The organism is Acidovorax sp. SUPP1855 (assembly GCF_030158955.1).
Lineage (GTDB): Bacteria > Pseudomonadota > Gammaproteobacteria > Burkholderiales > Burkholderiaceae_C > Paracidovorax.
This window is the reverse complement of sequence record NZ_BQXI01000016.1, coordinates 50,611-77,034: the sequence shown is the minus strand read 5'-3', so window position 1 is coordinate 77,034 and position 26,424 is coordinate 50,611. Positions and strand designations below refer to the sequence as shown.

General features: G+C 61.4%; 25 protein-coding genes and 2 tRNA genes. 7 read left to right on the top strand and 20 right to left on the bottom strand.

Features of this window, described 5'->3' with window-relative positions; genetic code table 11:
* Positions 1–31: 31 nt before the first annotated feature.
* Positions 32–1,066 carry a DUF6236 family protein gene (locus AVMA1855_RS15250; protein ID WP_284426354.1) on the top strand — a complete coding sequence of 345 codons (1,035 nt, stop codon included), beginning with the start codon at positions 32–34 and terminating at the stop codon, positions 1,064–1,066.
* Positions 1,067–1,271: 205 nt separating this feature from the next.
* On the opposite strand, the gene AVMA1855_RS15245 is transcribed toward AVMA1855_RS15250, so the two are convergent.
* On the bottom strand, positions 1,272–1,514 hold the full coding sequence (locus AVMA1855_RS15245) for a hypothetical protein (protein WP_284426353.1): 243 nt from the start codon (positions 1,512–1,514) through the stop codon (positions 1,272–1,274).
* Between the two features lie 279 nt (positions 1,515–1,793).
* On the opposite strand from AVMA1855_RS15245, the gene AVMA1855_RS15240 reads away from it, so the two are divergent.
* The 4 genes from AVMA1855_RS15240 (at position 1,794) to AVMA1855_RS15225 (ending at position 5,247) form a co-directional block, all read left to right on the top strand.
* Positions 1,794–3,536, top strand: a complete 1,743-nt coding sequence (locus AVMA1855_RS15240; RefSeq protein WP_284426352.1) for a sigma factor — start codon at positions 1,794–1,796, stop codon at positions 3,534–3,536.
* 272 nt (positions 3,537–3,808) lie between these two features.
* Entirely contained in the window at positions 3,809–4,291 is a 483-nt protein-coding gene (locus AVMA1855_RS15235; protein ID WP_284426351.1) for a hypothetical protein, read from the top strand.
* Complete coding sequence (locus AVMA1855_RS15230) at positions 4,288–4,578, top strand: hypothetical protein (protein ID WP_284426350.1); 291 nt, start codon at positions 4,288–4,290, stop codon at positions 4,576–4,578. Before AVMA1855_RS15235 ends, AVMA1855_RS15230 begins: the two co-directional genes overlap by 4 nt.
* 333 nt (positions 4,579–4,911) lie before the next feature.
* A complete protein-coding gene (locus AVMA1855_RS15225; RefSeq protein WP_284426349.1) occupies positions 4,912–5,247 on the top strand; it encodes a hypothetical protein in 336 nt (111 codons plus the stop codon).
* 151 nt (positions 5,248–5,398) lie between these two features.
* Here AVMA1855_RS15225 and AVMA1855_RS15220 read toward each other — a convergent pair whose 3' ends face one another.
* Positions 5,399–6,193, bottom strand: a complete 795-nt coding sequence (locus AVMA1855_RS15220) for a hypothetical protein (protein WP_284426348.1) — start codon at positions 6,191–6,193, stop codon at positions 5,399–5,401.
* Between the two features lie 52 nt (positions 6,194–6,245).
* Entirely contained in the window at positions 6,246–6,521 is a 276-nt protein-coding gene (locus AVMA1855_RS15215) for a hypothetical protein (protein WP_284426347.1), read from the bottom strand.
* Positions 6,522–6,671: 150 nt separating this feature from the next.
* Between AVMA1855_RS15215 and AVMA1855_RS15210 the strand changes: the two genes are divergently transcribed.
* Positions 6,672–6,920 (top strand): helix-turn-helix transcriptional regulator, encoded by a 249-nt coding sequence (locus AVMA1855_RS15210; RefSeq protein ID WP_284426346.1) that lies wholly within the window; start codon positions 6,672–6,674, stop codon positions 6,918–6,920.
* Between the two features lie 80 nt (positions 6,921–7,000).
* Positions 7,001–9,145: a KAP family P-loop NTPase fold protein gene (locus AVMA1855_RS15205; RefSeq protein ID WP_284426345.1), complete on the top strand. Its 2,145-nt coding sequence runs from the start codon at positions 7,001–7,003 to the stop codon at positions 9,143–9,145.
* A gap of 39 nt (positions 9,146–9,184) precedes the next feature.
* On the opposite strand, the gene AVMA1855_RS15200 is transcribed toward AVMA1855_RS15205, so the two are convergent.
* From AVMA1855_RS15200 to gsiB, 17 genes are all read right to left on the bottom strand, one after another.
* Positions 9,185–10,645: a hypothetical protein gene (locus tag AVMA1855_RS15200; RefSeq protein ID WP_284426344.1), complete on the bottom strand. Its 1,461-nt coding sequence runs from the start codon at positions 10,643–10,645 to the stop codon at positions 9,185–9,187.
* The gene (locus AVMA1855_RS15195; RefSeq protein ID WP_284426343.1) at positions 10,645–11,610 is read right to left on the bottom strand and encodes an MvdC/MvdD family ATP grasp protein; all 966 of its coding nucleotides are present in this window, start codon (positions 11,608–11,610) and stop codon (positions 10,645–10,647) included. The genes AVMA1855_RS15200 and AVMA1855_RS15195 overlap by 1 nt, the downstream gene beginning before the upstream one ends.
* Positions 11,600–11,824: a hypothetical protein gene (locus AVMA1855_RS15190; protein ID WP_284426342.1), complete on the bottom strand. Its 225-nt coding sequence runs from the start codon at positions 11,822–11,824 to the stop codon at positions 11,600–11,602. Before AVMA1855_RS15190 ends, AVMA1855_RS15195 begins: the two co-directional genes overlap by 11 nt.
* A 429-nt stretch (positions 11,825–12,253) precedes the next feature.
* Complete coding sequence (locus AVMA1855_RS15185; protein ID WP_284426341.1) at positions 12,254–12,829, bottom strand: hypothetical protein; 576 nt, start codon at positions 12,827–12,829, stop codon at positions 12,254–12,256.
* A 49-nt stretch (positions 12,830–12,878) separates the two neighbouring features.
* Positions 12,879–14,504, bottom strand: a complete 1,626-nt coding sequence (locus tag AVMA1855_RS15180) for a site-specific integrase (protein ID WP_284426340.1) — start codon at positions 14,502–14,504, stop codon at positions 12,879–12,881.
* A 74-nt stretch (positions 14,505–14,578) separates the two neighbouring features.
* A tRNA-His gene (locus tag AVMA1855_RS15175) sits at positions 14,579–14,654 on the bottom strand.
* 51 nt (positions 14,655–14,705) lie between these two features.
* Positions 14,706–16,628 (bottom strand): SurA N-terminal domain-containing protein, encoded by a 1,923-nt coding sequence (locus AVMA1855_RS15170; RefSeq protein WP_284426339.1) that lies wholly within the window; start codon positions 16,626–16,628, stop codon positions 14,706–14,708.
* 59 nt (positions 16,629–16,687) lie between these two features.
* Positions 16,688–16,763 (bottom strand) — tRNA-Val (locus AVMA1855_RS15165).
* An 18-nt stretch (positions 16,764–16,781) separates the two neighbouring features.
* Positions 16,782–17,054, bottom strand: a complete 273-nt coding sequence (locus AVMA1855_RS15160; RefSeq protein WP_007858657.1) for an HU family DNA-binding protein — start codon at positions 17,052–17,054, stop codon at positions 16,782–16,784.
* Between the two features lie 348 nt (positions 17,055–17,402).
* Entirely contained in the window at positions 17,403–17,972 is a 570-nt protein-coding gene (gene pgsA / locus AVMA1855_RS15155) for a CDP-diacylglycerol--glycerol-3-phosphate 3-phosphatidyltransferase (protein WP_284406258.1), read from the bottom strand.
* A 54-nt stretch (positions 17,973–18,026) separates the two neighbouring features.
* The gene (uvrC, locus tag AVMA1855_RS15150; protein ID WP_284426338.1) at positions 18,027–20,075 is read right to left on the bottom strand and encodes an excinuclease ABC subunit UvrC; all 2,049 of its coding nucleotides are present in this window, start codon (positions 20,073–20,075) and stop codon (positions 18,027–18,029) included.
* Between the two features lie 61 nt (positions 20,076–20,136).
* On the bottom strand, positions 20,137–20,907 hold the full coding sequence (locus AVMA1855_RS15145; RefSeq protein WP_284426337.1) for an aspartate/glutamate racemase family protein: 771 nt from the start codon (positions 20,905–20,907) through the stop codon (positions 20,137–20,139).
* The gene (locus AVMA1855_RS15140) at positions 20,904–21,722 is read right to left on the bottom strand and encodes a M55 family metallopeptidase (protein ID WP_284426336.1); all 819 of its coding nucleotides are present in this window, start codon (positions 21,720–21,722) and stop codon (positions 20,904–20,906) included. The genes AVMA1855_RS15145 and AVMA1855_RS15140 overlap by 4 nt, the downstream gene beginning before the upstream one ends.
* A gap of 10 nt (positions 21,723–21,732) precedes the next feature.
* Positions 21,733–22,821, bottom strand: coding sequence for a P1 family peptidase (locus tag AVMA1855_RS15135; protein ID WP_284426335.1), 1,089 nt, complete (start codon positions 22,819–22,821; stop codon positions 21,733–21,735).
* Positions 22,818–23,756 (bottom strand): glutathione ABC transporter permease GsiD, encoded by a 939-nt coding sequence (gene gsiD, locus AVMA1855_RS15130; RefSeq protein WP_272568665.1) that lies wholly within the window; start codon positions 23,754–23,756, stop codon positions 22,818–22,820. Before gsiD ends, AVMA1855_RS15135 begins: the two co-directional genes overlap by 4 nt.
* A 43-nt stretch (positions 23,757–23,799) precedes the next feature.
* Positions 23,800–24,720, bottom strand: a complete 921-nt coding sequence (gene gsiC, locus AVMA1855_RS15125; RefSeq protein WP_284426334.1) for a glutathione ABC transporter permease GsiC — start codon at positions 24,718–24,720, stop codon at positions 23,800–23,802.
* 93 nt (positions 24,721–24,813) lie between these two features.
* Positions 24,814–26,352, bottom strand: coding sequence for a glutathione ABC transporter substrate-binding protein GsiB (gsiB, locus tag AVMA1855_RS15120; protein WP_284398538.1), 1,539 nt, complete (start codon positions 26,350–26,352; stop codon positions 24,814–24,816).
* Positions 26,353–26,424: the final 72 nt, after the last annotated feature.

Below are 26,424 nucleotides of genomic sequence, written 5' to 3'. Positions count from 1 at the left end.
ACTGTTTCTCAAACAATGTCCGGGCTCCGTCATGAGAAGCAACGCGCTGTACTTCCCCTATATCTCCCTTCCACCGGACGCATGGACGGCCCGGACTTTGCTCTACTGGGACAAACTCTCGTCCATCGTCCCGATGGACCATCTGCACGACCCCGAGCAACTGCCGGAGCGCATGCGCAGGCTGCTCGCGGAGGGCTTGGTGGAGCCGATCATTCCTGCGCAATTCGTCTACCAGATCAGGGAATTCGATGAACGGTTCATCGACATGCTGGATAAGCACAGGTCATTGCCGAAGCACGCCCTCAAGACCAAAGATGCCCCCTTCAAAACAACGCGAATTCACGCCGAAAAGCTTGGCCGCATCCCGGAATACCTGATAGACGTCGGCTTGGCCAGGCAGGACGGGTACCCGTGGTACGACGTGGAGGAATCTACGGCTCACCTTTTCATGTCCTACCTTGCGGTCTGCCTGGGTGCCTTACCGGAAGTGGATGCCGCACCGGTGACCAATCACACCAGAGTCATGTCGATGATGATGCCTCCGCGCGGAATCACGAACGCTCATGCACTGCACAGACGCAAGGCACGCGAGGTTGCGCTAAACCATCTGCTGCCGATGCCTACCCAACCTGTGAGCATCGATCAGTTGGTGCGCTTCAAGCAACGGCATGGTCACCTGCTGCCCGATCTGCGCGCCAAGGTCGAAGCACACTGCATCGAAGTATCAACCCACGTGAACCCTGATGATCGCATGGCACTCAATGAAGCGTTCATCCGGGAAGTCCAGCAGCAAGTGCGAGAGATCGACGCCGCCATGCAGCAGAAACTCGGACCAACGACATTGGGATCGCTGCTCCCGGTCTTTGGCGCAGGACTGGCGCTGCAAGGAACAGATCCATCCTCACCCGTTGCCTACGCCGGGGCTGCGCTGTCCTTTGCCGGCACGGCATACGCTGCCATCAACAGCATTCGTGGGCCTCGGCTGGGCGCTGCAGCAAAACCGCTTGCCTACTTTGCGATGGCGCAGCGCACGTTTTCGGGGCAGCAACCTGGTCTTCGAGGCTGATCCGAGATCGGGGAAGCGTACTGCTGGAACGCCCCGCCCAAGGGTAAGGAAGTGCACGCGAAGCTTCGGCGGCGAAGAAACAACGGCACCGGAGCCCTCCAAAAAAGAAGAATCCGCTTCCGAAGATGACTCAACGGCTCCACGAAGGACATCGGCATCGAAACCGAAATCGCAACGTCAACGGTACCCTTTCGATCACGAAGATTCATCGGCCACACAGCTTGCGGAAAAGATTGATTTCGATGCGCACCGAAAACGCAGTTCCTTCGTAACCGCGGATGGCATGGCGATGAGCCATTCCGGTTTCGACGAAATCATCGGCGCAAGAATCCAACTTGAATCGATTGCCGTAATCGAGGATCAATTCCACAAAGGGAACTGCGGGAACCATGGATCGAGCATCTTGTGGCGCACGCCCGAGGCGGCGTGAATACAGCAGTGCGTTCAAGGCGACGGTGCTGGAGCAAACGCGCCTGCCAGGCGCTGCGATGGCGGCGCAGAACTCCCCCTATGCTGCCCTGTAGAATTTGTAACAGTTCAAACTCAATAGAGCCTCAATGGCCGCAGAGACGACTACGCTATTCGGCCACGGCCAGCGCTTTGAACCGAGGGGGAGAGGATACCTTCGGCCAAACACGAAAATCGCCGTTCAGGCGATCCGGGAAGGTGTGCGCGCGTGACGGACATATCTGTCCAAGGTGCTCCTCCCCTGAGCCGATTCTTCAGAATGGCCGTCGTGGCGGGTGTCGAAAGCGCAGTCCAAATCCACATCGACCGCGGCGATGACCTCAACGCCCGCGACGACAAAGGCCAGACCCCCCTCATGCTGTCGGCGGCCCGCAATAAAGCCGCCATCTGCAAACTCCTCCTTGCGGCCGGCGCCGATGCAGCCCTGCTCGATCCCTCAGGGCGCAATGCCCTGGGCATCGCGCAGGCTGCAGGCGCCGGCGAAGCGGCCTCGGCCATCGAGGCCACCTGCACATCACCGACGAGTTCGTGCGACAGCGATGCCCTTTGTGAGCCCGCGCATGTCGCGCTCGACGGGCACTGGGTGCAGGTTGCCACCGCACCACCAACCATCCTCCTTGTCGATGCTGCCCCCACGCAAACCACTGAGCAGCCCCCTTCCGTCTTAGGATTTGGGACAGCCGCCGCGCCCACCATTGAATGGGCCTCTGACGAGGATCGCCACTCGTTCGACTTGACTGGATGGGAAGCCGAAGAAGACCAGTTGCCGCCCGAGGGCGACCCCACCCTCTTCGCGGCTGCGTCTGGAATCCAAAGCGCAATCACCGAGCACCAGCCCATCGACACGTCTGCCGATTGGGACGATTTTGAGGCGTTTCTGCCTGATCGGGCGACGCCGCTGCTGCGCGCCGACGACGCCGAGTCCCGCGAGCGGCTACGCCTGGTTTTACTTCGCGCCATCCGCGAGGGCAGCGTCCCGTATGCTGCGGTTGAGGATTTGACGCGCGACGATGACGGCAAGCCCAACGATGAGGCGGGGGCGCTCTTGGGCATGGTCATCAATGACCTGGGCGCCGAGACTGACGAGCGATTCGAGTATTCGGCACCCGGCGAAAACTTTGAAGTTTTCATCGTCCCTGAGGGGAAGCCTGACGAGGAAGACGCGGTCGCCGAAGCCCTGGCGTTCGTGGACGAACTGGCTGACCATCGCAATGAGCCCCTGCGTATTTACCAACGGGAGTTCCAGCGCGAAGCGCTTCTCACGGCCGAGGCCGAGGTCGCCCTGGGTCAAGCCATGGAGCGCGGCGTGGAGACGGCGCTGGACGCGCTGGCCGCGTGGCCTTCTGGCATCGGCGCAGTGCTGGACGCGGCCAGGAAGGTGGAGACGGGCGCGAAGCCGCTGCGCTGGCTGTCGTCCGGCCCGCAGGGCGAACTCCAAGATTCTGAACCCGTTCCAAACGCCGAGCCCGACGCCGAGTCTGATCTACCGACCGAGGCCATTGGCGTTGAAGACGAAGGCAATTCCCAATTTGGCCTCAACGCCAAGGAGTTCATCGACGAACTGGCGGAGTTCTGTGCCAACGCGAAGGTCCTATCAGGACTTGTCGTCGGTGCCGGCCAAGACGATACCGAATGGAGCGCTTGCCGAGCTGCCCTCGCCTCGCTGGGCTTGACTCGAGGCTTTCTCATGGAGCTGGCCGATTCAGGGTTGGCCAGAGAACCCGAGCCTGCGCCTGTGTTCGCTCAGGCGATGAGTGCCTATCGATGCGCGCGTGACCAAATGGCCGTCGCCAACTTGAAGCTCGTTTTCTCCATCGCGAAGAAATATCTCTTCAGCGGCCAACCCTTGGACGACCTGCTGCAGGAGGGGAACATTGGCCTCATCAAGGCGGTGGACCGCTATGACTGGCGCCTGGGCCGCTCACCGCGTATCCAGTCTGGTCCCATACACGGTCGCTGCAGCGGCCAAGGAGGCATGGGGTGGCTGCATGAAGGACGGTGAGCACTTGCTCGACTGGCTCGCCCGCTGGGCAGACACGCAGGATCCGTGTGGTGTCCGCCATCGATGCCTAACTTATGGCGCGATGGCCAAGAGCGTCGCAGCAACGCTGTGTCACATTCAAACAGCCGGTCGGCCGACCGGCACATGACAGGGCCTTCGATCATTAGAGATCACCCCACATCATCAATCAAAGCTCTACAGTGAAGGTATTCAATAGAGGACTGCCCCGCCTCGCAAATATGCACCGGGCGCGTCCACACAGGAGCCATAGCATGAGCGTTTCCCCAGGGCAGATGACAGCGCTTTTGCTGCAGCACCGTGACGCCCAAGGTTTCGACAGGGCCAAAGCTGGCGAAACCCCCGCCGACCTGCTCAAAAGGCTGGGCCTCAAGGGCGCAGAAGAGTTGCCAGAATTCAGAAGCTCATTTCCTCCGGCCGCCACTCCATCAAACGACGAAGATATCTCGAGGTGGGCGGCACGGTTCATCCGCCAGCACCTGCTTCCTCGGTTTATGGGAGGCGGCTACAGCCAACTCGAACTCGACGCGCTGGTGGGCCCGCAGGCCACGACCGTCGAAGTCAACCAAAAAGACAACCGCCAGCTCAAGAAACAGCTTCTGCGCCGCCTCACCACCTTTGCCGATCGCTGGGATCCTCAGCACGACGAGAACTGGTTGGGACGGATGGATCACATCGAACGCCTGCGCGAACGACTGGAAAACCGCCCACCGGACACGGAGGGTTTGAGGCCATGAGCGTCTGTTTCTCCGCCATGACACCGCAACGCGCAGCCGCCTGGCTGGGCACAAAGTCGATGGCGCACATTCGTGCGACGGGTGTCGTTCCGGGGCTGGTGATCACCGGCGCTTGGATCAACCGTCGCTTCGTCATCGCCGCCGCTACGGCGGCGAAGGCATCAGTCGCGAAAGCGCAGCTCGACATCGAAGCCGGCACCCTTTCGTTTCCGCTGAACATCGATCCTGGAGAGTTCGCTAACCGCTTGCCGCTCGCTTGGCGCCAGTGTGGAACGGCTGCAACGTGACCGAAGCAACCACTTCGAAACCGTAGGAGATTTCGCGGGCGTAGAACACACTGTGCATGCGTATCACCACGTTTCAATCTGCGGCTCAAGGGGGCCATGGAACACCGACCAGATGCGTTCGTCACCGTGTCCCGCCTGCGCTTTGGCTGCGGCAACGAAACCGACGCATCGGGCACGATACCACCCCACGCAGGCCAGCGGTTGATCCAATGGCAGAGCCAAAAAACGGTGTATCCGATCTTTAACTCTCTGGTGAGGTTACTGTGATGTAGCGCAGGTACAGGATATGGGTACAAATGTGGGTACAAGTTGTACCTGGAAAGGCAGCAAGTAGTGTTTCCTCAAACTGGCGACAGGTCCAACTTCATCAACGCACGTGAGGGCGTGGATGCGTTGCTGGGCGGCTTCGAAGCCTGCTTAGGTGGGGCGGTGAGTGCCGCCCGGGAATACGCCATGGGGTCGGCTTACGAGGCGACAGTGCGCGGTTTCCTGGAGCTGCAGAGCGACTACCGGGAAGTGCTGTCTGCAGCCCACCAGCTGGCAGACGAGAGAGATCGGCTGCTCGCCGCAAACAGGAAACTGCGCGACCTTCGAATCTTGAATGCTCAGGCCATGGCACGGATTGCACTGCTGGAACGTGAGGTTTCGGTACTCAAGTCCAGCAAGTAAACCGCCGCCTCTGTCGGCGGCAAGCGGCTGGGATGGCCCCTTCCGGGCTGTAGGAATACGCCATCACCTTTTGCGAAGGCAATCATCAAGGATGCGCCTGTTGGTAGGGAAGAAGCAACTGCACCGATCGAAGCTCCCCCCGCCTTCGGCTTCAGAGCTTGGCGTCGCTGGTTTTCGGCTTTTCGCCGTTGATGTTGCCAGTACCGGAACTCATGTACCGCATGAACGCACGTCCGGCGTCCAGATCAACAAGCTGGCCAAACCCGGAAGCCAGGATCTTGACGCCGTTTTTGTGCTGGGGCTGATACGACACTCCGAAGGCTTTCTTGCATGCCGGATCGAGCCTGATGCTGTCGTTGTCTCCCTTGCGGACGAACGGGAAGTCCAGGCACTGGCCTTCAAACAGCTCAGCGCCGTGGATCGCGGGGTCACCCTGCTGCGGCGCGATGGTGCCGCCGTTGACGATCATGAAGGCGCTTTTGATCTCCGCAGCACCTGCATACTTGGCCTGGATGTCCGAGACCATTTTTTGGTACTCATAGCGACCGCTCGAATCGTCGCGCCAGATCGCCCAGACCCTGCCTTCGTGCACAAAGATCTTCACAAAATCAAAGTTGCTCTTCGTCTCCGGGTGGAGATCAAACCGGATGCCTGCCTTCACCCTTGCCCGCGTTGCCGGACTTGTAAGCACATAGTCCGACTGCTGCAGGTTGATCGGTCGATCGTTCGAATCCTTGCTGCCAGACGGAAAGCGCCTTTTGATGGCGGCAATGGCATCGGCCTCGCTCATGCCGAGCTTGACGCCGAGGAGTTCGTAGGTGCTGATGGCTCCTTTGGTGTCCTCTGGCTTGTAGACCGAGGCCGCGTGGACCGGCGCCAGGGTGGTGAGGATCAACGCAGCGGCTGCAAAGCGGGCTGCTGCTTTCAGGTTCTTGATGATGCGCATGGATTTCGGTGATCGAGGGTTAAGAGTTGAGCAGGTCGCCTGACTGGAGGGATCAGCGCAGCAAGGAAGCCGCCGGGACCTGCGCCGGGATCGGGTGCTTTACCGAGCCATTGAGATCCGGGTCTTGGTCGCGGCGCGAGGCCACCGCTGCGCGCTCGATCTCTGCGTCAGTCTGGGATGACCCTACGGCCGAAACTGTCACGGGCTTCGTTGCCACTGCGGCGGACGAAGGTTTCTCCCCGCTGTTGGTGGCTGGTGCGGCAGAGACGCCTTGCGCAATTGCATAGAGCACGACTGCGGCTGCAAGGCCGCGGGGTTTGGTCTTCATTCAAGGTCTCCCTGGTGCTTCAAAAAATTCGTTCCGTGCCTTGCAGCGATCAGATAGGTCTTTTCTTGAATCTTATTGATCCACAAAGATCACTAAATGTACATCATACGATGTAGAACACAAAGACACTGAGCTTGATGCTGTTGAGTTATGCCCAACACCAAGCCTCAACCCACAGCCAGAGAGGTGTTCGCCAGGAATCTGCGCCGAGCCCGACGTTTGAAAGACCTGACTCAGGAGGGTCTCGCCCTGGATGCGGGGGTGCCGCGTGCGTACCTAAGCCGGGTCGAGCGCGCCACGATCAATATCTCGATCGACAATGCAGACGCGCTGGCACGCGCGCTCGGCGTGCCATTGCATGATCTCGTCGATCCAGGGAAATTTGTGGGGCTCGACTAGATAATCAAACTGATCTACCAGCCGTGGATATCCACCACGTAAATCCTGGAAATGTCCTGAGCACCAAAAGAATTAATGACATGACCGCTGGCATCAATTTCGACGTTTCCCTGCAAGTCAAAAACGCGCTGCAAAGTGACAAGCTCAATCGCGTGGGTTTTGCAGAGTCCGCCGCTGCCGCGTTGCGCAAGGTGCCCTCTTCCACAGGGCTGGTCGTTTCCGTAGAAGGCGCCTGGGGCAGCGGAAAAACATCGGCGTTGGCCATGATCGAGGCCATCCTGAGTCAGCCGGGCGCAGCCCATCAGCCATTGATCGTGCACTTCAATCCATGGCTGGTCGGCGAGAAGGATGCGTTGCTGCGGCACTTTCTTTCGCGCATCGCTGGAGCCATCAACCTGAGCGATCGCAGTCGTGATGGCAAGAAGGTCGCGAAGGAGATCAAGGCCTATTCGAAGGCCTTCGACCTGGTCAAACTCATCCCGGGCGCGGAGCCTTGGACTTCGCTGATCAAGTCCGTGTTTGACGCCGTGGGAGACACCGCCGACTCCGTATCCGAGTACAAAACACCCGACATTGAAGCCTACAAGCAGAAGGTCGAGCAAGCGCTGCTCGATTTCAAGCGCCCCATCATCGTTTTCATCGACGACATTGATCGACTTTTCCCGAGCGAAGTCTTCGAGATGGTCCGCATCATCAAGGCAGTTGGCGCGCTGCCCAATGTGGGGTACGTCCTGGCGTGGGATTCGGCGTATGTCAGCAGCGCCCTGGACAAACTGGGCGTGCCTTATGCCGGCAGTTACCTGGACAAGGTGGTCCAGATACGCATGCCATTGCCGAGCCTGTCGCTTTCGGCGCGCAGAAAGCTCATCAACGACGCATTAGATGAACTTCCTCCGGAAGCGCTTGCCCCCCGCTTCAGGGACCATGACCAGCGCATTGCAGGCCTTTATTACTCCGGCTTGCGTGAACTGCTGGACCAGCCGCGCGATATGGCCCGGGTTTTCAACTCCGTGCGCATGATGGAGCCTCCGCTTAGAGGAGAAATTGTCTTCTCAGACATCCTTGGACTCGCAGCGCTTTCAGTGAAGGCAGCATCGGTCTTCGAATTGCTCCGCAGCAATCCAAGATTGTTCGTAGGCAGGCTCGTTGATGATCACGGACTTCTCGAGAAATCTGAGGACGTGATAAAGGACGGAATACAGCACCGCAGGCGTGCATACGACGCTTGCAGTTCTCCGTCGGGTGTCCAAGGAATTGTCCACTATCTTTTTCCGTCGGTGGCCGAAGCTGAGGAGTCCTATGCGCTTGGCCGGGCTTCCTATGTCGATGGCACCATCGCCCACCCAGCTAGGCTGGCTGTCGCACTTCAACTCAGCGTGACTTCCGGCGATGTAAGCCTGGAGGCTGCCAAACGGTATATGCAGCGGCCGGAACAGCGAATCGCAATCGTCGGATCACTCGTACAAGAGAACTGCTATGCATTCCTCGAACTGCTGGAGGACGTCGCCAAATCGCTCGGCGGCGAGGGTATCACGGATCTAAATGACCTCTGCATGGCGATCGCTGGTCTGCCAGAGCACGCCTTGTTCGTCGAAAAGGCCAACACGGGCAAGGAAGTCATCAGCTTGAATGCTGAGGACCTCGCCTTGCGTGCAGTTGTCGCGCTGCTCCGGCCCATGGAATCCGGCCAGATGGGCGATTTGGCCGAGCGAATTGCCAAGGATCCAATGACGCTGTCCTGCGCCGCGGAAATTGTGACGCAAAGCTACGCGCCTCAACGGCAGCGCTATTCTGAGCAACTCACTGCGCCAGCTGACGCTCGCGAGCGTGTCTTGCAGGCCTTCGCAGCGAACGTGCTGAAGGCAGCAGAAGAGGCTCGGCTGCTCCAGATGAACAACCCAGGCTTCATCCTGTGGACGCTGGCTCGTTCCGTCCCATCGGTCTGCCCGGCCGTCTATGCTGCGGCGAAAGCCGTGCAGCCTTCGCTGGATGGCTTCGCCCTGGAGTTTTTGCGCAGTTCCTGGGACTCGACCAAGGGGCAAACGTACAGCCTACCGCGCGACGACTCGCTTCACTCCGTTTACTGCCCAATCGAAGACTTCAAGGTACACGCCGCGTCACGTCTGGATGACAAGACTCTGGAGAATCCAGCAAAAGCCGCTTGGCGGTCCGTGGTCGAAGGGAAAAATCTCTACGGAATCGATGGCTCAGCAGCAAACCGGTGAAGGCAATGGACACACCGCTACCAAGCAACTTCTGCACTCCTATTGAGGGCAGACAACAGGTACTGAAAGCGGGGACGTATTGGCACCAGGCTTGGGTTCAGCCCTCTGCAAGAAGACATGGATGTCGACCACGCGATCCGACGTCAGGTCACCGTCATCGAATTTTCCGCCGAGGTTGCGAGCACCTCCAACTGAAACGATGGCGCTGGCCGGGTTGAATCCCTCCTGCTTTGCGAGCAAGTGATCGCGGACCCACACGGCTCTCGCCATCGCAAGGGCCTGGTTTGATCCGTAGATAGCAGCGCGATCTGGGCGCAGACCGCGCTTGTCTACTCGCCCGACGATCTGCCATCCGATAATGGATTCATCCGACAGGGGCTTGAGCGCCGCGCGCAGGCAGTTGACGATCGGTGCTTCATCAAGGCGGTGATCGCCGTCAGGAAAAGGTCCTACGGTCGCAAGGCGGGTCAAGTTGATCTTCGTCCCGGGAGCACCTCGCTGTGCGAACAGACTGACCTCCAGGCGGCCAATGAGATTCTCAAATTTTCCACCGACCAGTTCGATCTTGCTGCCGCCCAACAGGCTCAACGCCAATCCCGACACGATCAATGCCAGCCCGGTTTTGCTCCGACGGAGCGGCGGGCCGCTCAACAGCAGAAACAAGCCGAGCACCGCCAATGGGATCCCGGTGGCGACCATAATTACAGGCCAAACAAGATCCGATGTCTGGAAGGATGTGTCGACCGCGGGCAGGGGAAGGTTTGCCTCTGGAACGGGATTCTTTCCCCGGTCGGGGCACACCACTTCTGAATTGGCCACGCATGGCGTCGATGCACGGGGAAGATCGCGCAGAAGAGCAAAAAACGCTGCCGCGAATGCAAGCACAAGCAGACCTGCAAGAAAATTCCGGAGGGCCACTTGTGCCACGGCCATCCGGTCAAGCTTTGCGTTTGTCGAAGTACGTGACTCCGCCAGGTGACCCAGTTTTTTCTCGATTCTGGACCGGAGAAACCGTCGCTCTTGTCCAGAGCGAGCTGGAAACAAGCTAGGCCCGGTCTCGGCCGAGCCGACCTGCTTCGACAACCCCTTCACGGCCTCGGACAGCGCAACATACAGCTGCAGTGCCAAGTAGAGTAATCCCAGCACCAGAACGAATCTGGTCGCCAGCGTGGGCATGAGCATGGTGCCCGTCGCCATCGCCAACAGCCCGCTGAGCACAACGGTTGCTGCGATCGACATGAGACCAATGATGCTGGTCAGCCGGGCTTCCACGCTTTGCCTGCGTGATTGCTCCTTTTCCAGCAGCTTTTCAGCGTCTGCCAGGTAGCCCTTGAGCCCCTCGATATTCGACGGAAGCTTTTCAACTGCGTCTGCAACGACCTCTGCCTCTTTCAGGGCCCTTTTCCTTTCTCTGTCCAGCAATTTTTCTTCATTGCCTTCGAGGCGCGGAAAAACCCAATCTGTCCATTCCGACGGGTTGAAACCGGGTTTGCGGTTCATCATCTGGCCTCGCTGCGCAGCCAGTCAGCGACGGCCTGTGAAATCCCAAAGTTCAGCATGTCGTCAAGCCAGAGCCATTGACCGTTGGGATTGACCTCCAAGAACACGTGATCGCCTTCTGGCGTCTCGACCAGATCGATAGCGGCGAACTTCAGGCCCAGTCGGGCCATGAGTCGCAGCAGGGCTTCCTGTAGACTTTGCGGAAGCGTCACTTGGTGGTGGGGCAGCTTTGGGTTCGCTGTGTGCCTCCAATCTACGGAAGCGTCGGGATCGGACTGCGAGTCGATACGGGCGGCGAAGATCCTGGTTCCGACGATCGTGACGCGGATGTCGAAACGCTTGGGCACAAGTTCCTGGTAAATAGCCGGACTCAACTCAGCGCCCTGCAAATCCTCCAAGTGGGCGGGCAGGAGCTCGGACGTGAAAACGGCATGCTCGACCCCACCATGGAGGATATGCCCGCTGCGCGCCGGCTTCACGATCATGCGGCCGAAATCGGCGGCTGCCCTGCAGATCGCCAAAGGGTTGTTGGTAATCACCGTGCGAGGCACACGGAAGCCGAGTTCTGAGGCCACGGCCAACTGATACGGCTTGTGTTCTGCTTGCCAGATGGCCGCTGGATGGCTGAGCCAGCGCGTGTGAGCGCCTGCGATGCCGCCAACCAAGGCTGACCGGCTTTCGTTCAGGCAAAACTGGTAGATGCCGTGATCCAGGCCTTCCGGTTTGGCCGCAGATCTGAGACGCCGGTACCAGATGGCACTGGGAAGCGGGATGGCTTGCCCGTCGAGCTCAAGCCAGCCCTGCCGTTTCTCTCCATAGGCCAGTGTCAGAGAGCGCGAAAACGGAAGGTCTTCCGTATTGATCCGATGGTAGGGAACCGACGCTGCGGCAAGCCGTCTGATGACATCGTCTGTGGCTACGTCCGCGATCGTGCTGACAACAAGGACAAACGAACTACTGGTCATCGGTGGTTTCGCGGGCAACTCTCGTGATGAGCGTAGAGGGAGGAAATTCACCTTCAGCATCGGGCGTATCGACCCATTGCCCGTTGACCTCGACCTGGGCGATCTGCCGCGCCGGATCGTAACGAAGCCGATGGGAAGCTGCCGGTCCAAGTGGTTTGGCAAAGCGCATGAGAAGAGGCAGAGCCATCGATGCACTTGGCGCTTCAGTTGTCATCGGTGGTCTCCCTGCCAACTTCCGTCAGTCTGGTATCCCGAGCGAGTGCATGCCCGCTCAAAGAGGTCTCTACGACCGCGGGGAGCGGGTCGTCCATGGTCGGGCCATCCCTATCACCAAGAATGCGTCGGCTCGTACCGTCAAGTGCCAACATCAGCGTTATCGGAACAGCAGCCATTTGGAATACCTCCAATGAAATGATTGGCGGTATTTTGCAACATGCTGTTCCAGCCGTGCTTTTGGTTCCACGTCGCCCGTTGCAGCCGGGCCGCGCTATCCCATACGGCGCATGGGCCACCACCGGCGGCTCACCCCTTCAGCGCCTGTCGCTGACGCCTGCGCTGTCCTATGCGCGGAGGCGCCTGGCAGAACTTGCCGACAATTCCAACTTCGATTTGACGGGCTCGGTTAACGTGCAGTCGACCGTGATCACTCCCGTCGGCGTGGGCGTCGAGAAGGCGATATCGGATGGACGGCCACTGTGTCCATGAGCAAGTTGTTCAACCCCACATGCATTGATCTAGCCTCTGCAGTGAGTACAAGCCGTTCCATGTCGAGAAACTCCTGGCAATGCTCGTCGACCGGAAAGGCGCTGCCACCACCTTGCGCCGTGTCGGTAGTCCCGATGCTGTCGACCAGCGTCGACAAAGCGTGCATCGACTCGGCGCTAAACAAGGCGAAACGCAATTCCGCCCGGAATAGGCTTTCGACCACTTCCCGGCGGGAGAGGCTGGGCCGCTGCAATGAAGCAGCGGCAGTGGCTGCTGCATGGGTCTGTGCCGCCTGAATGTCTGCAATCTCCTGAGCGAAGAAATCGCCAAGGTCCCTGCGCCGAAGAAGGACTTGCTTCCCACGGAGCCGGACCTGCATCGGCAACGGATCGGCAATGCACAGTTGCACAACGTGTTCGCGCGCAAAGAAAGCACATGCCGCCACCTGCACTGGTGCCAGTTCGTTACCCTCAGGAAATGCTTCGTTAAGCGCTTGTGATCGTTCAGACATCATGACGTTGCAAACTTTCTGCTAGAGGCTGCGGGAGCCTGGAATGACGCAGTCACTCCTCTGGCCGGCCGGCGGCATCGCCAGATGGGCCGGCCGGCCGGCCAGAGGTCGCACGCTGGCGCCCACGCGCGACACGGGCCTCGCGCTCAGCACGCACCTGCCTATGGCGGGCCAGCCGCTCCTTCTTAGCGATCTCGGCCGGATCAGTTGTCTTTCGGCGGAGGTTTTCTAGTAATTCGCCAAATCCAGGGTCGTCTCGCTTGAGCGCAGCGATATTGACGGTCGGGTGCTGCAGCTTTTCGATCACGTCTTTCAGCAGCTTGAGCTGGATGCCGCGGACGTACTTGCCGTGTGTCCCCTTGATCCCAGCCGTCGCGTGGCCCACGGCCCGGTGGATGCCAGCATGGCTGGCTTCGGCATTGTGAAGGTCAGTAATTGCCGTGCTGCGGAAGGAGTGAAAAACTTTGGCGTCGTCCGTGATGCCACACTCGCTGATCCACTTGCCCCACATCCGGCCGGCCATCTTTTCAGGCTTGTGGGCGGGACGGTGCGGAAGCAGCCGGTCAAAACCGAGGTTGCGCAGGTTCTCGACATAGGTCCAAAGGCCCAGTTCGAGCAGCGCGGAATGGATGGGTACTGTCCGCACGCCCGACGGCGTCTTGGCATCCGCGATCATCATCACCTTCGTGTCTTCCACCACAACGATGTCGCCAAGCTTGAGGTTGGCAATTTCTGCCAGCCTGGCCCCCGAGTACAACGCGATGAGCGGAAGCCAGTACCAATCGGGCTCCGTCATGCGAGCGCGATAGTGGTCGCCGAATAAACGCTTCAGGTCATCCTCGGTGAACTCAGCCCAAGGGCGTTGCTTCGCACGGATTTCCTTTTTGGTCCCCATGAGTTGCCTGGCCGGGTTGGCATGCACGTAGGAACCGCGCGCGATGGCCCATTCGAAGAACTTCGCGAGGTAGCCGCGGCGCTTTTCCAGACGGGCGAGACTGAGGGTCTCGCCCTTGCGCTTCTTGTTGGGCCGCGTGAACTCGGCCTTGCGCCATCTCTCAGAGATGTCGATCTTGGTCAGCTCGTTGAGATGGATGTCGCCGAAGTGCTCTGAGAATTCCTGGAACAGCACCCGTTTCTCCGCGACCGTCTCCGCTTTTTTCAGGCGCGTCGCCTCTTCTTCCAAATGCATGTCCAGGGCTTGACGGAGCTTGAGCCCGACGTCGTTGGGCTTGGGCAAACCCGGCATGGCCTTACCGACCAGTCGGGAAGCCAGAGCTACCAGGTCGGCGTTTGCATCGGAGGAGGCTAAATTGGCGGGGACAACAGGGATCTGGGGCTGCAACTTCGCTTGCAGGGCTAGAACGCTCTGCATGGCCTGCATCGCTTCGAGCATGCGAGCGTGGTCGTCGGGCCCTTCGGATTTGGCTTTCCCCGTGGCCAAGTCGAACTCGTAGCGATCGAGCTTCTTGCGGAAATCAGACACAACATCCCCCGACACCAAGTTCAAGCAGAACTTCAGCGCCAGGACTTTCGCAAGTTGGGGATCTTTGGTGCCCAGGCTTTGCTGGAACACTTTCCGCCTTCCTGTCGCGTCGAGCGATGAAGAGCGGACATAGTAGACGCCGAATCGATTGACCCCGAGTCTCGGGACCTTGATGTTCAGACCTTTGGATCGCATGCGTGACACCTAGAAGTGACACCGCGAACGCTTAAAGTCTGAAAACCTGAATCAGATCAACGTCTTAGATTCATTGGGGTGGCTGATGGGGCTCGAACCCACGACAACAGGAATCACAATCCTGGACTCTACCAACTGAGCTACAGCCACCGCAGACTCAAATTATACCCATAAATCAATCGCTATCTGATGAAACGCCCATCAATTTTCCACAACAGGCGCAGCCACCGGGCGAGGCACCTTGAACTGCACCTTGAAACGGTCTTTCAGCACTTCGTAATAGGCCAAGGCTTCTGCAGAACCGGCCGCCTGCGCATACTGCTGGTGCTGTTGACGGCTTGCTGCTTCATCAGGCGCAGGACGTGGCATCAAGCGGTTGACCTTCACCACGGCATAGCCCTGGGCACCCAGGCTAACGCCAGTCCATGAAGGCAAAGCATCCACATTGGACTGCAGCGCGGCATCGATCACAGACCGAGGCAGATTCTGCGGCTGGTCTCGAGAGATGGTGAGCGCAGGCGCGAGGCCCGTGGCCGATGCAGGCGCAGCCTTCCAAGCGGCAAGCTTGGCTTCGCCTTCCTTGCGAGCCATTTCCGCAGACTTCTCAGCCACGTACAAATCCTTCACGCGGGCACGAACATCTTGCAGCGGCAATGCACGCGCCGGCGTATACGACGTGATTCGCCCTGCCACCAGGGCGCTGGGCCCGGTTTCGATGGCTTCCGTGTTCCGCTTGTGCTCGAGCGAATCCGGGGAAAACAGCGCTTCCAGGAAGCGCTGATTGGCCAAAGGCCCCTGCGCCCCGGGAGCGGGCGTGCGCGTCACGCCGTTGGCGGTCTGCACCTTAAGGTTGAGCTTGTCTGCGACGGATTGCAAACCGTCTGCCTGTTCGTACACCCCGTTGGTGAAGGCTTCGGCCACCTCCGCAAACTTGCGTTGGGCCTGCTGCTGCTTCAGCTCTGTCTCCAGCGTGGGGCGCAATTGATCGAAGCTGGGTTGCTTGGGTGCCTTGATGTCGGTCAACAAAATGATGTGATAGCCGAAGTCAGACTCCACCACGTTGCTGATCTCACCCTTCTTCATGGAGAAGGCGGCATCCTCGAACGGTTTGACCATCGCACCGCGGGCGAAGAAATCCAGATCTCCGCCAGAGGCTGCGGAGCCAGTATCTTGCGAGTATTTCTTGGCCAATTCGGCGAACGTGCCAGGGGCCTTGCGAACCTGCTCCAGCAGTTCGGTGGCACGTGCCTTGGCTTTTTCGCGATCGGCAGCAGGGGCATCCTTGCTCGCATTGATCAGGATGTGGCTGGCGCGGCGCTCTTCCTTGCCAGCCAAGCGTTCCAGATTTTGCTTGTAGTAGGTGCGCAGGTCTTCTTCGTTCACGACGATGCTGGACTGCACTGCATTCGTGTCCAGCACCACATACTCGATGTTGGCCTGCTCGGACTGCTGGAACGATGCTGCGTGCGACGTGTAATAAGCCTCCAGATCGGCATCCGAAGGCGTGACCTTGGTGGCGAAGTCAGCGGCATTGAAGCGCGCGATCTGGATTTCGCGCCGCTGATACAACGCATCCAGCGCCAACTGAGATTGCGCGCTGCTGCTGAAAGCCGAACCCAGCACACCCGACATCACCTGATTCACGGAGATGTCACGGCGCACATTGGCTTCAAAACCTTCCGGCGTCAGTCCCTGCGCTCCCACGATGGCGCGATAGGCCTCCGCATCCAGCGTGCCATCCGGGCGCCTGAGATTCGCGATGGCGGGAATGCCCTGCAAAGTGCGGGCCAGCTGCGCGTCGCTGGCGATCAGGTGCATCTTCTGCGCGGCGGTCTGCAAAACACGATCACGCACCATCCGCTCCAAGGTCGCATAGCGCGCCTGAGGCGTGTCGAGCAGCTTGGCATCCACCGTGGGAGATTGCGCGCGAATGCGGTCCGTTTCAGCGCGGTGGGCGTTGTCCCATTCGTCCTGCGTGATGTCGTGGCCATCGACGCGTGCGACCACTGGGCTCTTGCTGGAAAAGTAGCTGCGGTCGATGCCGACAAGGACAAAAGACGGAATGATCAGCAAGAACAGCAAGAACATCACGATCTTGGAGTGCTTGCGGATGGATTCGAACATGTGCGATCTTTCAGTGGCGACAAAAGAAAAGGCGAACTCGCGTTCGCCTTTTTGTTCGGTGGTGGGTGCTGACGGGGTCGAACCGCCGACCTACGCCTTGTAAGGGCGCCGCTCTACCAACTGAGCTAAGCACCCCACCTTAAACAGAAACCATCAGTTCAGAGCATCCTTCAATGCCTTGCCTGGACGGAACTTCGGGACTTTAGCAGCCTTGATCTTAATCGTATCGCCCGTACGGGGATTACGGCCGGTGCGCGCAGCGCGCTTGCCCACAGCAAAAGTACCAAAACCGACGAGAGACACCGTACCGCCCTTCTTCAGGGTCTTCTTGACCGCCTCGATCGTGGACTCCAGCGCTCGCGCTGCTGCAGCCTTGGAGATGTCGGCGTTGTTAGCAATGTGCTCAATCAGTTCGGTTTTATTCACAAGAAGCCTCTCAGGAAAAGAGTGGATGGAATGTCTTTTGCAAATCTGGCCCTCCAACACGCGCCGTGCCCGACCGCAACGAAACGGCACATCAAGCAGGCGGGGAAGGGCTGACACTGGGGCAGATTCTGCTGTGTCAGATTAAAGCCATCGACTTTCCGGGTGTCAATACAGTGCGCCGTTTTACGGCAGCGTAGCAGCGAATTCTAGACGCATTTGTGAAGCGGGCCGGGGCTTCCAAAGCTTTTTCTCAGGGGCGTTGCGCCCATAGGCACATCCCGTATTGACAATCTGCTGGGCGGAATTTCAATGCTCGCACCACCCGTCAATGCGCGCTGCGATGTCCCATCATTTCTTGACCCGAGCGCGAATTTCCGGAAGCGCCTTTTGAAGGTAATACACCATCGACCACACGGTGAGCACCGCGGCAATCCAGATCAGCCATGTGCCCCAGACGCCCGTGTCCACAACGCCGAACAGCCGCCCGTCGTACAACAGAAAAGGGATCGCGATCATCTGCACCGTGGTCTTGACCTTGCCGAGCATGTGCACGGCCACGCTGCGCGACGCGCCGATTTGTGCCATCCACTCGCGCAGTGCCGAGATCGCGATTTCTCGCCCGATGATGATCATGGCAACGAAGACATCGGCTCGCTGCAGATGCACGAGCACAAGCAAGGAAGCACAGACCAGGAACTTGTCTGCCACCGGGTCAAGGAAGGCGCCAAACGACGAGGTCTGGTTGAGCTTGCGCGCCAGATAGCCATCCAGCCAGTCCGTCGCGGCGAAGATGACGAACATCACCGTCGCGATGAGGTTGCGCGTGGTCGGCTCCAGTGGCGCGTAGAACACCCCCACGATCAAAGGTATCGCGACGATGCGCGTCCAGGTCATGATGGTGGGGATGGTCAGGAACATGCGGCGATTGTGTCATGTCCGTTCGGCCACCATCGCCGAACGAGGCCAATCCAGTCAACGCAGCGCGCGATAGATCTCCTCGGCCAGATCGCGCGAAATGCCCTCCACCGTGATCAGGTCCTCCACGCTGGCCGCTGCGACCCCGCGCACGCCGCCGAACCGCTGCAGCAGCCGCGCCCGCTTCTTCGGCCCCACGCCCGGAATCTCTTCCAGCTGCCCCCCGCCCACACGCACCTTGGCCCGCGCCGCCCGCATGCCGGTAATGGCGAAGCGGTGCGCCTCGTCGCGGATCTGAGCGACCAGCATCAAGGCAGCAGAGTCCCGGCCCAGGAAGACCTTTTCACGCCCATCGGCAAACACCAGCTCTTCCAGCCCCACCTTTCGGCCCTCGCCTTTTTCAACGCCGACGATGCGGCTGAGGTCCAGGCCGAGTTCGGTGAACACCTCGCGCGCCATGCTCACCTGCCCCTTGCCGCCGTCCACCAGCACCAGATCGGGCAGCCGGGCCTGGCCTGGCGCGGGCTCCGCGCCTCCGGCCTCGCGCTGTGCTTCCGCGACCTTGCTGTAGCGGCGCATGAGCACCTGCCGCATGGCCGCATAGTCGTCTCCACCCGTGATACCTTCGATCTTGAAGCGCCGATACTCGCTGCTCTGCATTTTGTGATGGTGGAACACCACGCAAGACGCCTGGGTGGACTCGCCCGCCGTGTGCGAGATGTCGAAGCACTCGATCGTGAGGGTATCGAGGTCCTCTTCGCTCAGGTCCAGCGCCTCGGCAAGGGCCCGGGTGCGTGCCTGCTGCGAGCCCTCTTCGGCGAGCAGGCGGGCCAGCTGGATGTCTGCATTTTTCTGGGCCATGTCCAGCCAGGCGCGGCGCTGCTCCCGCGGCTGGTGCACCGCCGTCACACGCACACCGGTCTGTTGAGACAGCGCATCGATCAGTGCGCGGTCGACCGGCTGGCTCACGATGAGCGCAGGGGGCACCGGCACGCCGATGTAATGCTGCGCGATGAAGGCCTCCAGCACCTGCGCCTCGACGGAACGCGCCGGCGCAGGGCGCACGGCCTGAGCCGACTTTCCTTCATCCACCGCGGCGCCAGCCAATTCACCACCCTGCCCGCCTTCAATGGAGGCGGCCTCACCTGGGGGCTCGGCGTCGTCCGCGCCCTCCTCTGCCTGGAAAACGGCCGCAGCGTCTTCCACGTGCACGGGAAAGTACGCCCGGTCGCCCAGGTGCCGACCTCCCCGCACCATGGCGAGATTCACGCAGGCGCGCCCGCCCAGCACCTTCACGGCCAGAATGTCCACATCCTTGTCGGACACGGTTTCGATGGCCTGCTGGTGCAGCACGCGCGACAGTGCGGTGATCTGGTTGCGTACATCGGCTGCCTGCTCGAATTCGAGACGGCCGGAGTGCTCCATCATGCGGGCCTCCATCGATCGCAGCAGCTCTTGCGTCTCGCCCCGCAGCATGGCTTCCGCATGCGCGACATCGCTCGCGTAGGCCTGGGGCGAGATCAAATCCACGCAGGGCCCTGTACAGCGCTTGATCTGGTACAGCAGGCAGGGCCGGGTGCGGTTGGCAAACACCGTGTCTTCGCAGGTGCGCAGGCGAAACACCTTCTGCAGCAGCAAGATGGTTTCCTTGACCGCCCATGCCCCCGGGTAGGGACCGAAGTAGCGGTGCCGCTTGTCGATGGCGCCGCGGTAGTAGGCCATGCGCGGGAAAAGCTGGCTTGGCGCCTCGCCGGTGCCGTCCTTGCCAGCCACGCCGGTGATCTTGAGATAGGGATAGCTCTTGTCGTCCCGAAACAGAATGTTGTATTTCGGATTCAGCGACTTGATGAGGTTGTTTTCCAGCAGCAGTGCCTCGGCCTCGGAGCGCACCACCGTGGTCTCCAGCCGGACGATCCGGCCCACCATGTGGCCGATCCGCGTACCGCCATGGGTCTTGGTGAAGTAGCTGGAGACACGCTTCTTGAGGTTGCGTGCCTTGCCCACATAGAGCAAGGCGCCTTGCGCATCAAAGTAACGGTAGACACCCGGCAGGGGCGGCAGCGCGGCCACCTGCGCGAGGAGTTCGGGGGAATGCACATCGGACATGGCGCTATTGTGGCCAGTCTCTGCGCCCCATCGCATGCCGCAACGGCCAAGCCCTGCCGGATCAGTGCCCGGCGTGCCCTTCGTAGGCCTTGCGGGCCAGCGCCATGGCCAGGATTTCGGAAGGATCGATCAATGTCCAACCTTGCGCTTGCGGGGCCTGGGGCAAGGCCAGCGGAATTTCGGTGCAGGCCATGATCAGGGCGATGCCATCGCCATGGCGCCCACGCAACTGACTGCCCACGCGCGTGAAACATGCCTGCGCCAACGCCAGGTTACCGGCCTTGACCCCTTGGTAGATGCCCTGCATGAGTTCTTCACGCTCGGAGGGATCGGGAATCACGCATTCGATGCCATGGGCCGCCATGACGGTGTCGTACAGGCCCATGCCGTAGGTGCCTTGCGTGGCCAGCAGCGCCACTTGGCGGATGCCCCGCCGCTGCAATTCGGTGGCAGTCTCCCGCGCGATGTGCAGCAGGTCCACGGACGGCACCCGCTCCTGCAGCGCCGCGTGCCAGGCGTGCGCGGTGTTGCACGAGATGGCCACAGCGCGGGCGCCCACGGCCGAGAGTTGCTGCAGCACCCGCGCCATTTCGTCCAATGGCTGCGGTGCGTTTGCATCGCTGAGCGCGCGGGACCGGTCCGCCACCGGGACCTGTGCCATCCAGTGCTCGGGGAATGCCTGGTCCTGAACCGCCAGGCCATGGTCCTGCAGCCAGCGCTCGGACGCCTTGAGAAACAGGCGGGCGAAATCCAAGCCTGCCGCCGGTCCCATGCCGGCCAGGATGCCGACCTTCGCGGGCGTGCCAAAAGAAGAATGCGGTTCGCCGTTCATCGCAGCATGCTCGACATGGCCGACAGGCAATTGACCATTCGCACGGCCGACTCGGTGTCGGGTGCCTGAAAGCGCACGGCGTCGGAGGCCACGCGCTCCAGCGTGGGCCACTGGCAAAACAGATCGGCCAGGGCAGGCGTCTGGGCCTGCACGTCCACCAGAATCTCGCCCTCGATGCGAAAAGGCGGCACGGCAGCGCAATCCTGCACGGCTGCCGCCACGCCCGCCCGGATGGCCGCGCAGGACTGCGCCGGCGACAGGCTGATGCCGCTCGTCTGGCCCGTCGCCCGCTTGGTCTGCACGAAACGGGCACGGGGAAACAGCGGCTGGGTTTCCGCGATGAACACGTCGTCACCCGATCCCATGATCACCGGTGCCCCATAGGCGCCTGCCAGAGCGCCATAGATCCCCGCCTCGCCCAGTTCCTGGCCGTTGAAGGCGATGCGCGCGAAGGCGAAGCTGTTGATGGTGTGGGCCAGAATGCCGCGCCCCTGGGCTCGGGAGTGATAGCCGATGAGGCACACGCCGTCCATGCCCAGTTCCACGCCCGCCACCATGCTCAAGTAGCGGGGCTTGCCCTGGATGGCCTGCGCCCGCTCGTCCAGCAGATCCGGCGGCATGTTCCGGAAACCGCCGTGCGAATCGTTCACGTAGACCTCGGAGGCTCCGGCATCGAAGGCGCCTGCGATCGCCGCGTTGGCCTCAGCCGCCATCAGGCGCCGTGCGCGCTCGTATTCGGGATTGCCGGGCCACACCTGCTCGGGGTGGTAGACGCCCGCGACGCCTTCGATATCGACGGAAATGAGAATTTTCATGGAGGGGTCTTCAAGAAATCGATGCGGGCAGGCAGGGCAGCAACCCGCGCAATGCGGGGCGATGGTGCCCATTCCGGCCGGTGACGGGCGTGGCATGCCAAAGGGCATGGACGATGGCCTGCTCCACGCTGTCGGCCGCCGCTTGGAACAGGCCGTCCAGCAAGGTTTCATGCAGCATCGGAGTGGTGGGCATGGGCTGGTCCGCCAGATGCGGCACGGTGTAGGCCGTGGAGAACGCCAGGGCGATGTCGCCGCTGCCATGGCCGTAGACCGAGCCGGTGCGGGCCAGTCCTGCGCCCGCGCGCAGTGCCAGGCGGTTCAGTTGGCGGGCATCCAGCGGCGCATCGGTGGCGAGCACCATGATGATGGAGCCGCGTTCGGTCTCCGCAGACTGCGCGCGCGCTCTGTCGTCCAGCAGGGTGGCCACTTCGGCACCGATGGCTTTGCCGCCCCACACCAGGTTCGGAAGCAGCCCGTAGTTGGCCAGCACCAGTGCGCCGACCGTGCAGATGCCCCCCTGGCGCAGCGGCACCCGGCGCGACGCCGTACCGATGCCGCCTTTCAGTTGGAAACTCGACATGCCCCGCCCCGCACCCACCGAACCCTGTGCCACGCGCGCACCGGCGGTGCCGCACGCCGCCAGGTAGTCGCCCCCGTCCAGGGCCATGCGCTGGATGTCGTTCAAAAAACCGTCATTGCACTCCAGCACCAGCGGATTGACCGTGGGCAGCGCCCTGCCCGTCTCCGGATTGGCCTCGATGCATTGGCGGATCTGCGCCTGGGCCATGGCACTGACGGAGAAAGTGTTGGTCAACGCGATCGGCGTCTCCAGCTGCCCCAATTCCGCAAGTTGCACCAAGCCCACGCTCTTGCCGAAGCCATTGATCACCGCCGCACCGGCCGGCACCTTGTGGCGATAGGGATCCAGCCCATGCGGATGGATCACGGTGACGCCGGTCTGCACCGGACCGTTGTCGCGCGTCGCATGCCCAACAGTCACGCCCGCCACGTCGGTGATGGCATCGAGCGGTCCGGCCAGCAGGCTGCCGATGCGTGGCGGCACCAGCGCCGCCGTGGCGCCTGTCGAAGGCGATCTCATGACTGCCGGTCGATCTTCGGGTCGAGGGCATCGCGCAGGCCGTCCCCCAGCAGATTAAAGGCGAGCACGGTCAGGAAAATGGCCAGGCTGGGGAACAGCGCCACGTGCGGTGCGTTCACCATGTCCGCACGGGCCTCGTTGAGCATGGCGCCCCACTCCGGCGTGGGCGGCTGCGCGCCCATGCCCAGGAACGACAGGCTGGCCGCCGTGATGATCGAGGTGCCCACGCGCATCGTGAAGTACACGACGATCGAAGAGATCGTGCCCGGCAGGATGTGCCGCACGATGATGGTCCAGTCCGACGCACCGATGCTGCGCGCCGATTCGATGTAGGTCATCTGCTTGAGCACCAGCGTGTTGCCGCGCACCAGCCGCGCGAAGGCCGGCACGCTGAACACCGCCACGGCCACGATGACGTTCGTCATGTTGCTGCCCAGGATGGCTACCACGCCGAGCGCCAGCAAGATGCCGGGGAAGGCGAACAGCACGTCAGAGATGCGCATCACCACGCGGTCCCACCATCCCTCGTAGTACCCGGCCAGCAGGCCGAGGGTCGTGCCGATCAGGCAGCCGATGAGCACCGACAGGAATCCCGCCGCCAGCGAGATTCGCGCGCCCATCAGGATGCGGCTGAAGATGTCGCGCCCCAGCGGGTCCACGCCGAACCAGTGGACGGCCGACGGCAGTTCGTTCAGCCTTTCGTAATCGAAAAAGCCTTCGGGGTCGTAAGGCACCAGGACCGGTGCCAGCACGGCCACCAGCACCAGCAGCAGCACGAAAGCCAGCGCCACCATGGCCACGCGCTGCTTCTTGAACTTGCGCCAGAACTCTCGCCAGGGCGTGCGGACCGCGCCGGAACTGGCGGCGGCAGGCGCCACCGAGGCGGCCGCCAGTTGCGCGGCATCGGGGGGCGTGGGGATGGAAGGCGTGGTCATACCGTCTCTTCGTGTTCGTGGAATGGGATGCAGGCCGCCGTGGTCACTTGTAGCGGATGGTGGGATTGATGAAGCCGTAGAGCATGTCCACCACGAGATTGATGAGGATGAACTCCAGCGAGAACAGCAGCACCAGCGTCTGGATCACGGGGTAGTCCCGCATGGTCACGGCATCCACCAGCAGGCGACCCAGGCCCGGCCAGTTGAAGACGGCCTCCACCACGATGGAGCCGCCCAGCAGGAAGCCGAACTGCAGCCCCATCATGGTGATGACGGGAATGAGCGCATTGCGCAGGCAATGCTTCAGGATCACGAGGCGCTCGTTGAGCCCCTTGGCGCGCGCCGTGCGCACGAAGTCTTCCTGCACCACCTCGACGAACGACGCACGGGTGAAGCGCGCCATCACCGCGGCGACGGCCGCCCCCAGCGTGATGGACGGCAGGATGTAGTGCTGCCAGCTTGTCGCACCCACCGTGGGCAACCAGCCCAGGTTGACCGAGAACACCTGCATCAGCACCATGCCCAGCGCGAACGCGGGAAACGAGATGCCCGACACCGCCAGCGTCATGCCCAGCCGGTCGGGCCATTGATTGCAATACACGGCCGAGATGATGCCGATGCCCATGCCGAAGATCACCGCCCAGACCATGCTGGTGACCGTGAGCGCCAGCGTGGGCATGAAGCGCTCGCCGATCTCGTCCGCCACCGTGCGGCCGGTGCGGATGGACTTGCCGAAGTCGCCCTGAACCATGCGCGTGAAGAAGTGCACGAACTGCTCGGGCAGCGGCCTGTCCAGGCCCAGGTCGTGGCGCACCACCGCGACGGCGGCCTCGTCGGCGTCCTGGCCCGCCGCCAGGCGCGCGGGGTCGCCGGGCAGCATGTGGACGAACAGGAACACCAGCACAGCCACGATCAGCAGCGTGGGCAAGAGTCCCAGCAGTCGTGTGAGAAAGTAGTTCAGCATGGGTGCGGCGCTGCGGTCGCAGCGATGTGTTTTTTGATGAAAACAGGAGCAGCCCGCGCGCGCCAGATCAGCGCGCGGAGCGGTCTTGTCCTGTTATTTCAGATCGATCTCGTCGCTGTTGATGTTGCCGTCGGGCATCACATGCACACCGGACAGGCGCTTGGCGTGGGCGTACAGCACGTCCTCCGTCACCAGCGGGATGCGCGGCAGGTCCTTGGCGAGCTGCTCCTGCGCGGTCTTGTAGAGCGCTTCGCGCTCGGCGCCGTTGGTGGTCAGCAGCGCCTTGGCGATGGACTCGTCCACCACGGGGTTGCTATAGAAGGCGTAGTTCGCCAGCTTCGGCGCCCACGACTCCGTGGAGAACAGGGGGCGCAACGCCCAGTCGGCCTCGCCAGTGGAGGAAGACCAGCCGATGTAGTACAGGCGCACCTTGGCGGTCTTGGGGTCGGGCCATGAATCCACCTGCTCGGCGCGCTGGCCGGGCTCCAGCGCCTGCACCGACACCTTGATGCCGACCTGCTGCAACTGCTGCTGGATGAACTGGATCACCTTCTGACTGGTGGTGTTGTTGTAGCCGCTCCACAGCACGGATTCGAAACCGTTGGGGTAGCCCGCTTCCTTCAGCAGTTCCTTGGCCTTGGCCACGTTGTAGGGAATGGGCTGCATCTTCACCGCGTATTCCACACCCTGCGGCACGAAGCCCTGGGCCGGGAAGGCATGGCCGTTGAAGGCCACCTTGGCCAGCGCTTCCTTGTTGATGGCGTAGCCGATGGCTTCGCGCACCTTGGGGTTGTCATACGGCTTTTGCAGCATGTTGAAGGTGAGGAAGCGCTGGATGATCGACGGCGCGGACACGACCGTGACCTTGTCGCTCTTCTTGAGCGTGGCGATCTGCTCATAGGGCAGCGTGAAGGCGAAGTCGGCCTCGCCCGTCTGCAGCATGGCGGCGCGGGTGTTGTTCTCGATCACAGGCTTCCAGGTGACCTGATCGACCTTGGGATAGCCCTTCTTCCAGTAGCCCGCGAACTTCTTGCCCACGATGGCCTCGGTCTGCTTCCATTCGACGAACTCGAACGGGCCGGTGCCCACGGGGTGGAAGGCGATGTCCTTGCTGCCCCACTTGGCCAGCGCGGCGGGCGAGATCATCGCGGCCGAGGCGTGGGCCAGCGCATTGATGAAGGGGCCGAAGGGCTCCTTGAGCGTGATGCGCAGCGTGGTCGGGTTCACGGCCTCGACCTTGGCGACGCGGTTGAACTGGTTGGCGCGCAGCAGGCGGTTCTCGGGGTTCATCACGCGGTCGAGGGTGGCCTTGGCCGCGGCGGCGTTGAAATCGGTGCCGTCGTGGAACTTGACGCCCGAGCGCAGCTTGAAGGTATAGACGAGGCCGTCGTTCGACACTTCGTAGCTCTCGGCCAGCACGTTCTTGACCTTCATGTCCTTGTCGAACGCGAACAGGCCCTCGTAGAAACTCTTGGTCACGGCCGTGGTGATGGTCGTGTTGGTGTTGTAGGGGTCGAGCGTCTCGGGCTGCTGGTAGATGGCCAGCACGGCGTTGCCGGCGGCCAGTGCGGAGCCGGACATGGCCAGGGCCAGCAGGCTGAAGGCGATGCGGCGGGTGGAAGCTTTCTTCATGGGTGAACTCCGGTGTGGAAAAGATCAGGGGTTTTCAAAATGGGTAGCTGCTTTCGCTTGTCAGGCAAGCGC

Coding starts and splice junctions, on each gene's coding strand:
- AVMA1855_RS15250 (WP_284426354.1), top strand. CDS start 32: ATGAGAAGCAACGCGCTGTACTTCCCCTATATCTCCCTTCCACCGGAC.
- AVMA1855_RS15240 (WP_284426352.1), top strand. CDS start 1,794: ATGGCCGTCGTGGCGGGTGTCGAAAGCGCAGTCCAAATCCACATCGAC.
- AVMA1855_RS15235 (WP_284426351.1), top strand. CDS start 3,809: ATGAGCGTTTCCCCAGGGCAGATGACAGCGCTTTTGCTGCAGCACCGT.
- AVMA1855_RS15230 (WP_284426350.1), top strand. CDS start 4,288: ATGAGCGTCTGTTTCTCCGCCATGACACCGCAACGCGCAGCCGCCTGG.
- AVMA1855_RS15220 (WP_284426348.1), bottom strand. CDS start 6,193: ATGCGCATCATCAAGAACCTGAAAGCAGCAGCCCGCTTTGCAGCCGCT.
- AVMA1855_RS15215 (WP_284426347.1), bottom strand. CDS start 6,521: ATGAAGACCAAACCCCGCGGCCTTGCAGCCGCAGTCGTGCTCTATGCA.
- AVMA1855_RS15210 (WP_284426346.1), top strand. CDS start 6,672: ATGCCCAACACCAAGCCTCAACCCACAGCCAGAGAGGTGTTCGCCAGG.
- AVMA1855_RS15205 (WP_284426345.1), top strand. CDS start 7,001: ATGACCGCTGGCATCAATTTCGACGTTTCCCTGCAAGTCAAAAACGCG.
- AVMA1855_RS15200 (WP_284426344.1), bottom strand. CDS start 10,645: ATGAACCGCAAACCCGGTTTCAACCCGTCGGAATGGACAGATTGGGTT.
- AVMA1855_RS15195 (WP_284426343.1), bottom strand. CDS start 11,610: ATGACCAGTAGTTCGTTTGTCCTTGTTGTCAGCACGATCGCGGACGTA.
- AVMA1855_RS15190 (WP_284426342.1), bottom strand. CDS start 11,824: ATGACAACTGAAGCGCCAAGTGCATCGATGGCTCTGCCTCTTCTCATG.
- AVMA1855_RS15185 (WP_284426341.1), bottom strand. CDS start 12,829: ATGATGTCTGAACGATCACAAGCGCTTAACGAAGCATTTCCTGAGGGT.
- AVMA1855_RS15180 (WP_284426340.1), bottom strand. CDS start 14,504: ATGCGATCCAAAGGTCTGAACATCAAGGTCCCGAGACTCGGGGTCAAT.
- AVMA1855_RS15170 (WP_284426339.1), bottom strand. CDS start 16,628: ATGTTCGAATCCATCCGCAAGCACTCCAAGATCGTGATGTTCTTGCTG.
- pgsA (WP_284406258.1), bottom strand. CDS start 17,972: ATGTTCCTGACCATCCCCACCATCATGACCTGGACGCGCATCGTCGCG.
- uvrC (WP_284426338.1), bottom strand. CDS start 20,075: ATGTCCGATGTGCATTCCCCCGAACTCCTCGCGCAGGTGGCCGCGCTG.
- AVMA1855_RS15145 (WP_284426337.1), bottom strand. CDS start 20,907: ATGAACGGCGAACCGCATTCTTCTTTTGGCACGCCCGCGAAGGTCGGC.
- AVMA1855_RS15140 (WP_284426336.1), bottom strand. CDS start 21,722: ATGAAAATTCTCATTTCCGTCGATATCGAAGGCGTCGCGGGCGTCTAC.
- AVMA1855_RS15135 (WP_284426335.1), bottom strand. CDS start 22,821: ATGAGATCGCCTTCGACAGGCGCCACGGCGGCGCTGGTGCCGCCACGC.
- gsiD (WP_272568665.1), bottom strand. CDS start 23,756: ATGACCACGCCTTCCATCCCCACGCCCCCCGATGCCGCGCAACTGGCG.
- gsiC (WP_284426334.1), bottom strand. CDS start 24,720: ATGCTGAACTACTTTCTCACACGACTGCTGGGACTCTTGCCCACGCTG.
- gsiB (WP_284398538.1), bottom strand. CDS start 26,352: ATGAAGAAAGCTTCCACCCGCCGCATCGCCTTCAGCCTGCTGGCCCTG.